Raw genomic sequence first — 13,636 nt, 5'->3', positions numbered from 1 at the left:
CCACGCCGGCCATGCGCCGGCTGGTGGCGCAGACGTCGTTGGAGCCACGGCATCTGGTGCTGCCGATGTTCGTCGCCGACGGGATAGCCGAGCCGCGCGAGATCTCCTCGATGCCCGGCGTGTACCAGCACACCCGTGATTCACTGCGCCGTGCTGCCGCCGACGCGGTGGCCGCCGGGGTGGGGGGATTGATGCTGTTCGGCGTGCCGCGCGACGAGGACAAGGATGCGACCGGCTCGGCGGGCGTCGACCCCGAGGGCATCCTGAACGTGGCGTTGCGGGACCTGGCCGCCGACCTCGGTGATGCCACCGTGCTGATGGCCGACACCTGTCTGGACGAGTTCACCGCGCACGGGCACTGCGGCATCGTCGATGCCCGCGGCCGGGTCGACAACGACGCCACCAATGACCGCTACGTGGAATTGGCTGTCGCCCAAGCACATTCGGGCGCACAGGTGGTGGGTCCGAGCGGCATGATGGACGGTCAGGTGGCGGCCATCCGCGACGGACTGGACGCCGCCGGGCACAGCGACGTCGCCATCCTGGCCTACGCGGCGAAGTTCGCCTCCGCCTTCTACGGACCGTTCCGCGAGGCGGTGTCCTCCAGCCTGGTCGGTGACCGCCGGACCTACCAGCAGGACCCCGGCAATGCCCGCGAGGCCGTGCACGAGATCGAGCTCGACATCGACGAGGGCGCCGACATGGTGATGGTCAAGCCCGCGATGAGCTACCTGGACGTGGTGCGGGCCGCGGCGGACATCTCGCCGGTGCCGGTGGCCGCGTACCAGATTTCCGGCGAGTACTCGATGATCTGCGCGGCCGCCGCCAACGGGTGGATCGACCTGCAGGCCTCGGCTTTGGAGTCGCTGATCGGGATCCGGCGCGCCGGTGCGGACATCGTGCTCACCTATTGGGCGGCCGACGTCGCCGGCTGGCTGGCGTGACCGAACCCGACGACAAGCCCGCCGGTCGCCCGGACGACGTCGACACCGGCTTCTGGCTCTGGATGACGGCGCTGCCGTTGATGGTGATCGGCCATGTCATCGATGCCGTCTCGGCGCCGACGAAACCGTTGCCGGCGGTCGCCTACGCGTTCACGGGGTTGTTCCTGGTGATCGCCGCCGCGCTGGTGGTCACGTTTGCGGTGCTGATGCGGGCCGGCTACCGGTGGGCGCGGACCCTGCTGACGGCGGGTGGTCTGACTGCGGTGGTGTATTCGGTGACCAGCCTGTTCACCGTGGACCGCGGGCCGGTCGCCGCACTTGCGTATGCGGCATGCACGATCGTCGGATCGGTGCTGATCGTGGGCGGCGTGTACCTGCTGCACCGCCAGGACAGCCACGAGTACCTCACCCGCTAGGCTGGCCCGACCATGTCCACAGCACCGCGTCCTCGGATCATCACTGTTGCGTTCTGGCTGACGATGGTGGGTGCGGTGTTGCTGCTCGCCGGTGGCCTGATCGGCGTGAGCACCTCCCTGACCACTCCGGCGAGCGCGTTCCCGGATTCGCTGGGCCAGGGACAGGCGCACCGCATCCTGATGATGCACGGCGGCGTCGGCGCGGTGTTGGCCGTGGCGGGTCTTGGCCTCAGCTTCCTGGCCGGGCGCACCCGTAACGGCGACAAGCGGTTCCGCCGTGCCCTGGCGGCCCTGGCCGGCGGGGTGGTGTTCGTCGTGTTCCTGCTGGCGCTGTTCGCGCCCTACAACCTCGAACTGCTCGCGTTGATCGGGGTGGTACCCGTCGCGGTCGGCGCGACGCTGTTCACCCGGCCGGCGGCCGCGGCGTGGTTCGAGGACGCGACGTGACCGAACCCGCCCCGCCCACGACCGACGATGTGCTGTTCCGTGAACCGGGCGCCAGTTGGTGGTGGCTCATGGTCGGGCCGGCCTCGGCGGTCGCGATGGCACTCATCCAGCTGACCGGTGGCGCCGGTGTGCAGCTGGCCGTGCCCGCGGTGTTCCTGGTGCTGGTGACCGGGTTTCTGGCGATCCAGATCAAGGCCGCACGTATTCACACCTCCGTCGAGCTGACCCCGCGCACCCTGCGGCAAGGCACCGAAACCATCGACATCGCCGATATCGTGCGGATCTTTCCCGAGGCGAAGGGCGCCGAGGCCGCGAAATGGCAGTCCTACCGGGCGCTCGGGGAACTCACCGGGGTGCCCAGGGGCCGCACCGGGATCGGCCTGAAGCTGACCGATGACCGATCGGGTCAGGCCTGGGCGCGGCGGCATCGCACGCTGCGTGCCGCGCTGGAGGGACTGGTCGGGGAGGCGTTGCCGTGAACCGTCGTGCCGTCATCGAGCTCGTGCTGGCCGCCGTCGCGGTGCTGGGCTGTGTGCTGAGCTGGCAGGCCGCGAGCGAGACCGCCCGGGTGGACCCCATCCTGGAGGGTGAGCCGGCGACCACCTCGGTGGTGTACTACCCACCGTTGGTCGTGCTGGCGCTCATCCTCGCCACCACGGCGGGCGTGCTGGTGGTGCTGGGCATCGCGCGGATACGCCGTCAGAACGGCGGCTCGTCGGGATCGCACACCCGCGGCGGCGGCGACCAATCATCGGGCAGCTCTTCGGGTTCCATCGGCTCGTTGACGTAGGTGCACCACGGGCTGGTGCTCGGGGCGTCGCCTTTGAATACCCGCTTCAACCGCCGCATGTGGTTGCGGTCGGCGATGCGCCCGAGTTCGCGGCGACGCGCGAACTCGTAACGTCGCCCGGCTTCGTTGATGGGTCGTAGCCGTCGGTTGCGGGCGCGGGCACGCTCCCGGCGCGCGGCCCGAGACGGAAGCCGGCGCGGCGGCGAGGGTTCTCGGCAGTGGGCCCGCCCGAACACCCCGAACAGGTCCGCCCCGCCCGGTGTGGTTTGGTACGTGCGACCGCCGGGAGCGGTCCAGATGACGGTGCCCACAGAGATTTTTCTCGGATACAGGTTGTCGTGCGTGTCGCACGACCGATTTGTCGGACGCCGCCGGTAACGTCAGGCGGTTAATTCGAGTTCTGGAGGTGGCACCGTGGCGAAGCCCGACGACGAGGCTACTCGCAATGCGATCGGCGAAGCATTACGCGTAGACGAGGGTTTTCCCGCGCCACAGCCGATTGGAACAAAGTTCAAAGTCTGTAACACTGTACCCATGACCGAACTGGCCGAGCAGCCGCAGCAGACCGACGCCCTCCCGCTGGGCCCCGACTCGCTGGTGTGGAAGTACTTCGGTGACAACCGGATGTACCTGATCGGTCCGCGGCCCGCCGTGCTGCAGAACATGCTGGCCGAACTCGGCCAGGGCGTGCTGGACCACTCCACCTTCTTCTCCGACACCGCCGAGCGGCTCAAGCGCACCATCCCGCCGATCTTCCGCACCGTGTACGGCACCGAGCAGGACAACGCGGGCATCCAGGTCCGCGACTTCCATCACCACGTCAAGGGTGATATGCCTGGTCCCGATGGCGAACCGGTGGGGCGCTATCACGCCCTGGATCCGGACACTTACTTCTGGGCGCACGCCACCTTCGTCGAGCAGATCTATTACTTCGCCGACACCTTCGTCAAACGCCTCACCGCACAGGAGAAGGAACAGATCTGGCTGGAATCCAAGACCTGGTACCGCCGCTACGGCGTCAGCGACCGGCCGATGCCGGCCACCTACGCCGAGTTCGAGCAATACTGGGACCGGATGATGAACGAGGTGGCCGTCGCGCACAAAAGCGCCAAATACGGTGTGGGCTATGTGACCAAAGGCTTCCCGTGCCCCAAGGCCGTGCACCCGGCCATCTGGAAGCTGGTGGCCATGGTGTTCGATCCGCTCGCCGCGTTCCTCACCACCGGTGGTCTGCCGCCGCGCGCACGTGATCTGCTCGACTTACCGTGGACCGAGCGGCAGGAGCGCAACTACCAGCGCTTCGCGGCGTTCTGGCGGTCCACGCCGGTGAACTGGGTGTGGGACCGGCTGCCGATGTCGGTGCGCTACAACAAGTTCGCACAGCGGGCTTATGCCCAAGCCGACGCCCAAGCCTGATATGACGCCCGACGCCACCCAGGCCATCCTCGACGCGGCGCTCGTCGAATTCGAGCGGCACGGTTTTCGCCGGGTCGCCCTCGATGACGTCGCCAAGCGAGCCGGGGTCAGCCGCACTACCATCTACCGCCGGTTCGCCAACCGCGACGAACTGGTCGGCGCGGTCATCGAGCGCGAGAACGTGGCGCTGTTCGCCGATATCGCACACGAACTGAAAAGTGCCGGGCCGCAAGCCAACTACTACGTCGAGGCATTCACCCTGTCGATCCTGCGGTTCCGCAGGCATCGGGTACTCAACCAGATGATGGTCGACGAACCGGCGCTGGTGCTGGAGCTGATGCACCGGCATTACGGCGCCGCGGTCGAGCGGATGGCCGACGCGCTGCGGGTCATCTTCCCGCCCGGCTTCGCCGACCGGATCGGCGCGCAGGCCGTCAACGAGTTCGCCGACACCATCCTGCGTTACGCGGCAATGGTCCTGCTGTTGCCCAGCGTGGAGCCGGTGCAGACGGCCGAAGAGATCCGGGCGTTCGCCGCCAAGCACTTCCTGCCGAGCCTGCCCGCGGCGGTGCGCACCGTCAGCACGTAACACGGGCGTCATCGTCCCCACCTGGGCGCGTTACACGCGATGTCTAGCTTCGGTAGGTGCCCGGACCTCGACTCAAACAGCGCACCGCGACCCTGGGCGGTGTCAGCTACACGTTCAACGGCCTCGTCGACGTGCTGGCCAAGGCCACCCCGCTGCGTTCGGGTGACCAGCTGGCGGGTTGCGCGGCCGCCTCGGATGCCGAGCGCGCCGCCGCCCAGTGGACGCTGGCCGATATCGGCCTGGACGTGTTTCTCGAAGAACTCGTCGTGCCCTACGAGGACGACGAGGTGACCCGGCTGATCATCGACAGTCACGATCGGACTGCGTTCCAGAAGATCTCCCACCTGACCGTGGGCGGGCTGCGGGACTGGATCCTCGACGTCGCGGCGGGACCGGACGCGGCCGACACCCTGGCGTCGGTCGCGGCGGCCATCACACCCGAGATGGCCGCCGCCGTCAGCAAGATCATGCGCAACCAGGACCTGATCGCCGCCGCCAGGGCCATGCCGGTGAGCGCGGCGTTCCGCACCACCGTCGGGTTACCCGGCACGTTGGCCACCCGGCTGCAGCCGAACCACCCGACCGACGATCCTCGCGGGATCGCCGCGGCCGTGCTGGACGGGCTGCTCATGGGCTGCGGTGATGCGGTCATCGGGATCAACCCGGCCACCGACTCGCCGGAAGCGACGGCCGACCTGCTGCTGCTCCTCGACGAGATCCGCACACGCTACGGCATCCCGGTGCAGTCCTGTGTGCTGTCCCATGTCACCACCACCATCGACCTGATCGGGCGGGGCGTGCCGGTGGACCTGGTGTTCCAGTCGGTGGCGGGCACCGAAGGCGCCAACGCCGCGTTCGGTGTCGATATCGCTGTGCTGCGTGAGGGTTTGGCGGCGGGCCGGTCGCTGCACCGCGGCACCGTCGGCGACAACGTGATGTACCTGGAGACCGGTCAGGGCTCGGCGCTGAGTTCCGGCGCGCACCTGGGCATGGGCGGGCTGCCCGTCGATCAGCAGACGCTGGAGGCCCGCGCCTACGCCGTCGCCCGGGACCTGGAACCACTGCTGGTCAATACCGTGGTCGGGTTCATCGGTCCGGAGTATCTGTACGACGGGAAGCAGATCATCCGGGCCGGTTTGGAGGATCACTTCTGCGGCAAGCTGCTCGGCCTGCCGATGGGGGTGGATGTCTGCTACACCAATCACGCCGAAGCCGACCAGGACGATATGGACACCCTGGTGACGCTGCTGGGCGCGGCCGGTGTCGCCTTCGTGATCGCCGTTCCCGGCGCCGACGACGTCATGCTCGGCTACCAGAGTCTGTCCTTCCACGACGCCCTGTACGCCCGCCAGGTGCTCGGCCTGCGCCCGGCGCCCGAGTTCGAGGCCTGGCTGCGCAGCTTGGGTATGAGCGATGCACACGGGCGGGTGCTGCCCGTCGACGTCGACCAGTCCCCGCTGCGTGCACTGGCGGGCGCATGACAAGCCCTGCGGCGCAGCAGTTCTGGAGCGAGCTGCGGCTGACCACCCAGTCCCGGATCGGGCTGGGCCGGGCCGGCAACGCGCTGCCGACCACCCGGGTGCTGGAATTCGCCGCCGCGCATGCGGCGGCCCGCGATGCCGTGCACCTGCCGCTGGACCTCGAGGCCACCGTGGCCGCTGTCACCGCGGTGGGCATCGGCGCACCGGCTGTGGTCGCCAGCCAGGCCGACGGGCGCAGCGAGTATCTGCGCCGGCCGGACCTGGGGCGGCTGCCCGCCGATCTGGAGGCGGTGCCGCGCGGCGATGCCGATATCGGGGTGGTACTCGCCGACGGACTGTCCCCGCGCGCGCTGACCGAGCACGGCGCGGGTCTGCTCACCGCATTGGTCGACGTGCTCGACGAGCGGTATTCCATTGCGCCACCGGTGATTGCGACCCAGGCGCGGGTGGCGCTCGGGGACCATATCGGGGCGCGGATGGGGGTGCGCACGCTGCTCGTGCTGATCGGTGAGCGGCCGGGCCTGTCGGTGGCCAGCAGCCTGGGCATCTATCTCACCCATCTGCCGATGCCCGGGCGCACCGACGCCGACCGCAACTGCATCTCCAACGTGCATCCGCCGGAAGGCCTCGGTTACGCGGCCGCGGCTCGGGTGGTGGCCGGGCTGGTCGATGGCGCACGCCGGTTGGGCCGCTCCGGTGTCGACCTGAAGGACACCTCCCGCGCCGACGAACTCGGACCGGGGGCGCGGGCGATTTCGTAGCCTGGACGGTGTGACGACACTGGACTTGATCGCGCCCGCGTTCATCGAGATGGCCCATTCGATCGTGTGGGCCTCGGTGGCCACCGTCGACGCCGACGGCCGGCCCCGCAGCCGGATCCTGCACCCGATCTGGGAGTGGGACGGCACCGACCTGTTCGGCTGGATCGCCACCGCGCCCACCCCGATCAAGAAGGCGCATTTGGCGGCGCACCCGTACGTTTCGGCGAGTTACTGGACTCCGAGCCACGACACCTGCAGTGCCGACGCGTTGGTGGAGTGGTACACCGACGACGAGACGCGCACCCAGGTGTGGGACAAGTTCGCCACCGGACCGGCGCCCGTCGGGTACGACCCGAGCATCATCCCGGGATGGGACGGGCCCACGTCGCCGTCGTTCGCGGTGCTGCGGCTGACGCCGTATCGGCTGCGGGTGATGCCCGGTTCGGCGATGCTGACCGGCACCGGCGGAGTGCTCACCTGGCAGCGCTGATTGGTTTGGCGGTGACGGGGTACGAGACCCGACGTGACTTCGATCATCGCCGATGTCCTGACCGTTCTCGATCCCCGCACGGGTGATGTGGTGAGCCGGGTTCCGGTTGCGGAGCCCTCCTCGTGCGACGGCGCGGTACGCGCCGCCACGCTGGCCTTCCCCGAGTGGGCCGCCACCGCCGCGGCCGAGCGGGCTGCCGCAGTGAGCGCCGCAGCCGACGATGTCGAGGCCGCGGCCGACGAGCTCGCCGACCTCGTCGAGGGTGAGACCGGGAAGCCGGCGCAGGATGCCCTCGGTGGGGTGCGCGCGGGTGTCGGGAAGCTGCGCCAGTACGCCGAACTGGGTCCGCTGCACCGCGGCGCCGCACTCCAGGGCAAGTGGGCGGCCACAGATCTGATGATTCCGCAGCCGCGCGGGGTGGTGGCCGTGCTCACCCCCTGGAACGATCCCGTCGCGGTGGCCGCCGGGCTGCTCGGTGCGGCGCTGGTGACCGGAAACACCGTGGTGCACAAGCCCAGTGAACGCTGCCCACGTGCGGGTCGGCGGTTCGCGGAGCTGCTGGCGGCGCATCTGCCCGACGGTGTGTTGCAGATCGTCGACGGGGACGGCAGCGTCGGAGCGCGGTTGGCCGGCGCCCCCGCGGTCGAGCTGGTGGCCCATGTCGGGAGCAGCCAAACCGGCCGCGCCATCGCCCGGGTCTGCGCCGAGCGCGGCGCCAAGGCACTGCTGGAGAATGGCGGCAACGACGCGCTCATCGTGGACGCCGGGGTGGATCCGGGGTGGGCGGCCGAGCAGGCGGCGCTCGGTGCGTTCGCCAACGCCGGACAGATCTGCGTCTCGGTGGAGCGGGTGTTCGTCGTGGAGTCGATCGCCGACGAGTTCGTCGCCGCCCTGGTCGAACAGGCCCGGCGCTGGGCCGACCGGATCGGTCCGCTGGTCGACGAACGGCATCGCGACCTGGTGCACTCGCACGTCACCGATGCCGCGCGGCGCGGGGCCCGCGTCCTCACCGGTGGGGAGAAGTCCAGCGGCCCTGGCACTTTCTATCCGCCGACGGTGCTCACCGACTGCGCCCCGCCGATGTTGGTGATGTGTGAGGAAACGTTCGGCCCGGTCGCGCCGGTGCGGGTCGTCCCGGATTTCGACACGGCGCTCACGGAGGCCGCCGACGACCGATACGGCCTGGCCGCCACCATCCTCACCGCCGACATGGTGCACGCGCAGCAGGGTTGGCGGCGCCTGCCGGTCGGCACGGTGAAGATCAACGACGTGTTCGGGGGAGCGCCGGGCGGAGCGGCGCAGCCGCGGCGGGCCAGCGGGTCCGGATTCGGTTTCGGCCCAGAACTGCTCGACGAGATGACCGCGACCAAGGTGGTGCACTGGTCGGCGGTTCAACCCCGCTGACACGGGGAACCCTCATCGCATGGCTACGTATCGAGTGCTCAATCCCAAGGGCGAGGTCGTCGACACCAAGGACATCGAAAGCGCCGACGACGCGCACGCCTGGTTCGTCGACCAGAAGGCCGAACCCGAGCTGGGCTGGCGGATGGAAGTGGCGTCCGCCGACGGTGATTGGGCGTTCTTCGACAGCAGCGAAGGCGACCGGAAGTACTAGTCTGCGCGGCGCAGCAGCACGGCCTGTTCGAACGGCAGCCTCGCGAACAGGAAGCGCACCGGCCCGGTGACCGCTTGTGCCGCTGCGGGTTTGGAGACCACTCGCGGGTCGGTGTAACGGGCGGTGCGGCCGCCGCGCGTGATCCGGCCGCCGCCGCTGGCTGTGATGTTCTTGAGCCAGTCGCGATTCGGGCCGTAGGTGAGCATGATCGCCACGCCGTCACTGGTCCCGAACACCGATAGCGGTGTGCGGTAGGGCTTTCCGGACGTGCGGCCGACGTGGTGCAGGATTCCCATGGTGGGCAGCCAGCCCGCCCACAGTCGCTGGATGGGATTGGTGACGTGCCGGTTGAACCGGGCCAGCCATTGCGGGAGCTGCATGCCCTCGATCCAACTCGCGTTCGCGCCCGATCTCAAGACCCGGTGAACCGCTCGACCAGCAGTCGCAGTCGCGCGTCGTGGTGGTCCGGGCGCAGCCGACCGGTGCGATTGAGGGTGAGCAATCCGTGCAGGGCGGACCAGAACACCTCGGTGAGCGTGTCCGCGTCCGGCTCGCCGACCACGCCGGCCACGGCGCGGCGCAGTTCGGCGAAGGTCGCCGCGAGTGGGGCCGGGGTGTCGTCGGCGGCGAAGCGCAACGTGGTGGCCCGGGTGAACATGGCGTCATAGACGGCGGGGTGCTCGCGGGCGAAGGTGAGGTAGGCCTGTGCGATCCGAGTCAGCGCGGTGTCGGCGGTGCCCGCGTCGGTGCGGGTGGCTCGAAGTGCCTGGGCGAGTTCGTCGAATCCCTCGAGGGCGACCGCCTCGGCGATCTGCTCCATGCCGGCGAAATGTTTGTACAACACCGGCTGGCTGTATTCGATCTCGGTGGACAGCCGGCGTGTGGTGACGGCATCCCACCCTTCGGCCTCGGCCAACGTGCGCGCTGTTGCGACGATCAGTCGTCGGCGCGCCTGTCGCTCCCGCTCGCGGCGGTCCTCGATCGCCATGCTCGGACATTAACATGGCTAGCTTAAATAGCGCCGCTATCGGAGTCGTTATCGGGAACGGGGATTGCCGAACAATTCCAGCACCGCCCGGACCATCGCGGTGCGGTCGGAGCGTCGGATGTAGGCGCCGATGGTCAGCGCGGGGCGGTCCTCGATCCCCAGGACCACGGCGTCGACGAGGTCGAGGCCGGCGGTGAAGGCCCGGGGAACCACGGCGGCGCCCAAGCCCTGTGCGGCACAACGGGCCACGTCGGTGATCTGACCGAGCTCGAAGATGATCTCTCGATGCAGCCCGGCGTCGCGGAACAGGGCGTCCACCATGGTGCGCAATTGCGAGCCCGCATGGAACTCGATGAACGGTCCCGACGCCGCCAACTCGGCGAGGGTTGCCGTGCCGGCCACGGCGCGGGACATGGCGACCGGTGCGATGGCCACCAGTGGTTCCGGCGATGACAGCGGGTGAAAGACCAGCCGCGGGTCCGGCGGCGGTGACACCGCCCCGGTCAGCGCGATGTCGAGGGAGCCGTCCGCCACAGCACCGAGCAGCTCCGCACTCGGCCCCGCCGTCATGGTGATACGTGCGCCAGGATGCCGGCGCCGCAGATCCCCCAGAACGGCAGGCAGGTCCAGCACGCGCGTCGCCGTCTGGGTGCTGCCGACGCGCAGGGTGCGCAGCGCGCCGGCCGTATGCGCGCTCATCTGGGCGCGTAACTCGTCGGCCAGTTCCACGATGCGGCACGCCGTGGGCAGGAACAGCCGGCCGGCCTCGGTCAGCACCACTCGACGGGTGGTCCGTTCGAACAGCCGGACGCCGAGTTCGGCCTCCAGCTGCGCGATCTGCGTGCTCAGCGCCGACTGCGAGAGGTGGCAGCGGCGGGCCGCGGCAGTGAACGAGCCGGCCTCGGCCACCGCCATCGCAAAGGTGAGCTGACGTAGTTCCATCTGTCTAGCAGATTAATGCCCACCGATCTATCCATCAATCAGATGTCTTATCTGTGCCAGACTCGTGCGGCCATGTCCGGACAAATCAGGAGAGTGATCGACGTGAATCGTGCCACCGGGCCGATCGCGGTACTCGGTGCCACCGGCGCCCAGGGCGGTGCGGTGGCCGCCGCCCTGCGCCACCACGGCCTGCCAGTGCGCGCGGTGGTGCGTAATCCGACCGCCCAACGGGCCAGGGCATTGGCGGACGCCGGCGCCGACGTGGTGGTCGCCGACCTCGCCGACGAGCAGGCGCTCGCGACAGCCTTTACCGGTACCGCAGGCGTCTTCGCGGTGACGACACCGTTCGAGGAAGGGCCCGAGGCCGAGGTCGAACAGGGCCTGCACATCCTGGCCGCCGCCGAACGGGCCGCCGTGCCGCACCTGGTGTTCTCCTCGGTGGCCGGTGCCGACCAGCGATCCGGTGTCCCGCATTTCGAGAGCAAGGCCGCCATCGAAGCCGCCCTCGCCCGGTCCGCGGTACCACACACCATCGTGGGTCCCACCTACTTCTTCGACAACCTGTTGGGCGGTGGCGAACAACTCGACGCCGGCGTGCTGGAGCTGGCGCTGCCGGCCGATCTCCCGCTACAGCAGCTGGATCGTCGGGACCTGGGCGCGTTCGTCGCGCACGTCTGCGCCGAACCCGAGCAGTTCATCGGACGTCGTATCGACCTGGCTTCCGACACGATCACGCCGCATCAGATGGCCCGGGCCCTGCAGCGCGCGCTCGGCAGGCCGATCCGCGTGGTCAGCCCCGACCCGGCCGATATCGCGTCGGCGGATATGCGGGCCATGTACACCTTCCTGACCGACCGCGGCTACGCGGCCGACACGCGGTGGTTGCACCGCACCTACCCGGATATCGGCTGGCATCGGTTCGACGACTGGCTCGACGACACCCTGTCCGCGGATCGGGAGGGCTGAACCCGTGCGCGCACTCGCCGTACTGGTCGCCGCTCTCGTGGCGGTGTGCGGAGCCCCGCCCGCGGCGGCCGATGCCACCGATGCCGTTGGCCCGCAATACGATTCCGTCCACGTGTACGTCGACCCCGGGCAATTCGACGCGTTCACGCACAGCTGGGTCGACACGTTCGGCGGCACGACGAGCACCGCGGTCACCACGCACGTCACCCCGACGCCGAGTACCACCCGGTCCCAGCTCATCCTGTCGCCGGTGGGCACCCTGTCGGTGTTCGGATTCCACACGCCGATCCCGTACCCATTCGGTACCGAACGCGGCGGCTGGCTGACCACCGACCTGGACGCCGCGCTGGCCCACGCGCAGGCGGCGGGCGCCGGCACGCTGGTGCAGCCCTTCGACGACCCCATCGGCCGCGATGCCGTCATCCAGTTTCCCGGTGGCGTGAACACGCAGCTCTACTGGCACACCACCGCGCCCGCCTACCCGCCCCTGCAGACCGTTCCCGACAACCGGATCTACCTGACGCCGGACACGGTCGAGGCCTTCCTCCGGTCCTACCGCGAATTCACCGGCGCAACAGTCGATTCCGATCAGCCGGCCGCAGACGGTGCGCTACTGGGCAAGCCCGGCACGTCGTTCCGCCAGATTCACCTGTCCGGCCCGTTCGGCAACACCATGGTGTCGGTCACCGACGGACACCTGCCGTATCCCTTCGGACGCGAGGTCGCCGGTTACGCGGTGGCCGATGTCGACGCCACGCTGGCCAAAGCGCAATCCGCAGGCGCACATGTGCTTTCGCCGCCGGCCGGGGACGCCGGGAGCGCGGTCCTGCAATTCCCCGGCGGTTATATCGCCGAGATCCACCGGACATGAGGAGTGCCATGGTCGCCGTCGGAATGATCGGGCTCGGAGACATGGGCGCGCCGATGCTGGCGCGTCTGCTGGCCGCCGGATACCGGGTGAGCGCCCATGACGTCGATCCGGCGCGGTCGCATTCGGCCGCCGACGCCGGCGCCCGCACGGTCGAGTCACCCGCCGAGGTGGCGGCCGACTCCGATGTCGTCATCAGCCTGGTCATGTCGCAGGACATCCCCGCCGCTCATTTCGGGGAACAGGGGGTATTGGCGGGGCTGCGCCCGGACACCGTGCTGGTCGTCGGCTCCACCACCACGCCGGAGATGGTTCGGCAGATCCGTCAGCGGGCGGGCGAGGACGCGCTGCTGGTCGATGCCCCCATCGTCGGGGGCGTCCGGTACGCCCGTGAAGGCACGGTCACCTTCCTCGCCGGGGGCAGCGCCGAGGCCGTCGACCGGGCCGAACCCGTGCTCTCGGCGCTGGGCACTGTCGAACGCGTCGGGCCGTACGGATCGGGGGCGGCCTACAAGCTGATCACCAACGCCTTCGTGATGGCAGCCGAAGCAGGATTGCGGGAGGCGCTGGACCTCACCGACATCCTCGGTGGCGACTACGCCACGGCACTGCGACTGTTCGGTCTGGGCCCGATGGCTGCCGTGACGGCCAGGGCGCTGGACTCGTCGAACCCGCGGCCGTTACGCGCCTCCGCGCAGGATTTCGACACCTTGTTGTCCGTCGTGGACGACGCCGCGTCGTTGCCGATCTCGGCCGCCGGTCGGGACCGGCTGTGGGCCGCGGTGAACGCCGCACCCGGGTTCGAGCCCCAATTCGTCGACCTGACCCGGCGCACCACCGCCCGCAGCCCGTACCGGGCGGACTGAGCAGCGGCAAGCACCGTTCGGAGGCCTCCACTACACCCTGTAGTTGGTGTGCCGGGC

18 protein-coding genes are annotated in these 13,636 nt (G+C 69.4%); 15 read left to right on the top strand and 3 right to left on the bottom strand.

Features of this window, described 5'->3' with window-relative positions:
• Window positions 1–11 precede the first annotated feature (11 nt).
• The 12 genes from hemB to SBI67_RS05880 all read left to right on the top strand — a co-directional run bounded on the left by hemB (window position 12) and on the right by SBI67_RS05880 (window position 8,949).
• Window positions 12–944 carry a porphobilinogen synthase gene (gene hemB / locus SBI67_RS05935; RefSeq protein WP_318980453.1) on the top strand — a complete coding sequence of 311 codons (933 nt, stop codon included), beginning with the start codon at window positions 12–14 and terminating at the stop codon, window positions 942–944.
• The gene (locus tag SBI67_RS05930; protein WP_318979673.1) at window positions 941–1,360 is read left to right on the top strand and encodes a hypothetical protein; all 420 of its coding nucleotides are present in this window, start codon (window positions 941–943) and stop codon (window positions 1,358–1,360) included. Before hemB ends, SBI67_RS05930 begins: the two co-directional genes overlap by 4 nt.
• 12 nt (window positions 1,361–1,372) lie before the next feature.
• Window positions 1,373–1,807, top strand: a complete 435-nt coding sequence (locus SBI67_RS05925; RefSeq protein WP_266045129.1) for a hypothetical protein — start codon at window positions 1,373–1,375, stop codon at window positions 1,805–1,807.
• On the top strand, window positions 1,804–2,286 hold the full coding sequence (locus SBI67_RS05920) for a transport-regulating membrane protein Mce1N (RefSeq protein ID WP_318979672.1): 483 nt from the start codon (window positions 1,804–1,806) through the stop codon (window positions 2,284–2,286). Before SBI67_RS05925 ends, SBI67_RS05920 begins: the two co-directional genes overlap by 4 nt.
• A complete protein-coding gene (locus SBI67_RS05915) occupies window positions 2,283–2,597 on the top strand; it encodes a hypothetical protein (RefSeq protein ID WP_318979671.1) in 315 nt (104 codons plus the stop codon). Before SBI67_RS05920 ends, SBI67_RS05915 begins: the two co-directional genes overlap by 4 nt.
• A gap of 534 nt (window positions 2,598–3,131) precedes the next feature.
• Entirely contained in the window at window positions 3,132–4,013 is an 882-nt protein-coding gene (locus SBI67_RS05910; protein ID WP_318979670.1) for an oxygenase MpaB family protein, read from the top strand.
• Entirely contained in the window at window positions 3,988–4,602 is a 615-nt protein-coding gene (locus tag SBI67_RS05905) for a TetR/AcrR family transcriptional regulator (protein ID WP_318979669.1), read from the top strand. The genes SBI67_RS05910 and SBI67_RS05905 overlap by 26 nt, the downstream gene beginning before the upstream one ends.
• Window positions 4,603–4,658: 56 nt before the next feature.
• Window positions 4,659–6,083, top strand: a complete 1,425-nt coding sequence (locus SBI67_RS05900; protein ID WP_318979668.1) for an ethanolamine ammonia-lyase subunit EutB — start codon at window positions 4,659–4,661, stop codon at window positions 6,081–6,083.
• On the top strand, window positions 6,080–6,844 hold the full coding sequence (gene eutC, locus SBI67_RS05895) for an ethanolamine ammonia-lyase subunit EutC (protein ID WP_318979667.1): 765 nt from the start codon (window positions 6,080–6,082) through the stop codon (window positions 6,842–6,844). The genes SBI67_RS05900 and eutC overlap by 4 nt, the downstream gene beginning before the upstream one ends.
• 10 nt (window positions 6,845–6,854) lie before the next feature.
• Window positions 6,855–7,334 carry a pyridoxamine 5'-phosphate oxidase family protein gene (locus tag SBI67_RS05890; RefSeq protein WP_318979666.1) on the top strand — a complete coding sequence of 160 codons (480 nt, stop codon included), beginning with the start codon at window positions 6,855–6,857 and terminating at the stop codon, window positions 7,332–7,334.
• Between the two features lie 57 nt (window positions 7,335–7,391).
• A complete protein-coding gene (locus SBI67_RS05885) occupies window positions 7,392–8,738 on the top strand; it encodes an aldehyde dehydrogenase family protein (RefSeq protein WP_318980452.1) in 1,347 nt (448 codons plus the stop codon).
• A 19-nt stretch (window positions 8,739–8,757) separates the two neighbouring features.
• On the top strand, window positions 8,758–8,949 hold the full coding sequence (locus SBI67_RS05880) for a hypothetical protein (RefSeq protein ID WP_266045121.1): 192 nt from the start codon (window positions 8,758–8,760) through the stop codon (window positions 8,947–8,949).
• On the opposite strand, the gene SBI67_RS05875 is transcribed toward SBI67_RS05880, so the two are convergent.
• Genes SBI67_RS05875 through SBI67_RS05865 form a run of 3 tightly spaced genes read right to left on the bottom strand, consistent with a single transcriptional unit; the run spans window position 8,946 to window position 10,879 of the window.
• Window positions 8,946–9,329, bottom strand: a complete 384-nt coding sequence (locus SBI67_RS05875; protein ID WP_318979665.1) for a nitroreductase family deazaflavin-dependent oxidoreductase — start codon at window positions 9,327–9,329, stop codon at window positions 8,946–8,948. The two genes, SBI67_RS05880 and SBI67_RS05875, sit on opposite strands and share 4 nt — an antisense overlap.
• Window positions 9,330–9,361: 32 nt before the next feature.
• Window positions 9,362–9,937 (bottom strand): TetR-like C-terminal domain-containing protein, encoded by a 576-nt coding sequence (locus SBI67_RS05870; RefSeq protein WP_318979664.1) that lies wholly within the window; start codon window positions 9,935–9,937, stop codon window positions 9,362–9,364.
• A gap of 48 nt (window positions 9,938–9,985) precedes the next feature.
• Entirely contained in the window at window positions 9,986–10,879 is an 894-nt protein-coding gene (locus tag SBI67_RS05865; RefSeq protein WP_318979663.1) for a LysR family transcriptional regulator, read from the bottom strand.
• Between the two features lie 72 nt (window positions 10,880–10,951).
• Between SBI67_RS05865 and SBI67_RS05860 the strand changes: the two genes are divergently transcribed.
• From SBI67_RS05860 to SBI67_RS05850, 3 genes are read left to right on the top strand one after another with little or no spacing between them, the layout of a single operon-like run.
• Entirely contained in the window at window positions 10,952–11,845 is an 894-nt protein-coding gene (locus SBI67_RS05860; protein WP_318979662.1) for an NmrA/HSCARG family protein, read from the top strand.
• A gap of 4 nt (window positions 11,846–11,849) precedes the next feature.
• Window positions 11,850–12,716, top strand: coding sequence for a VOC family protein (locus SBI67_RS05855; RefSeq protein ID WP_318979661.1), 867 nt, complete (start codon window positions 11,850–11,852; stop codon window positions 12,714–12,716).
• An 8-nt stretch (window positions 12,717–12,724) separates the two neighbouring features.
• Window positions 12,725–13,579 carry an NAD(P)-dependent oxidoreductase gene (locus tag SBI67_RS05850; protein WP_318979660.1) on the top strand — a complete coding sequence of 285 codons (855 nt, stop codon included), beginning with the start codon at window positions 12,725–12,727 and terminating at the stop codon, window positions 13,577–13,579.
• Window positions 13,580–13,636: the final 57 nt, after the last annotated feature.

The sequence above is a fragment of the Mycolicibacterium chengduense genome, from assembly GCF_033741155.1.
GTDB lineage: Bacteria > Actinomycetota > Actinomycetes > Mycobacteriales > Mycobacteriaceae > Mycobacterium.
This window is presented reverse-complemented; position numbering and strand designations above follow the sequence as displayed.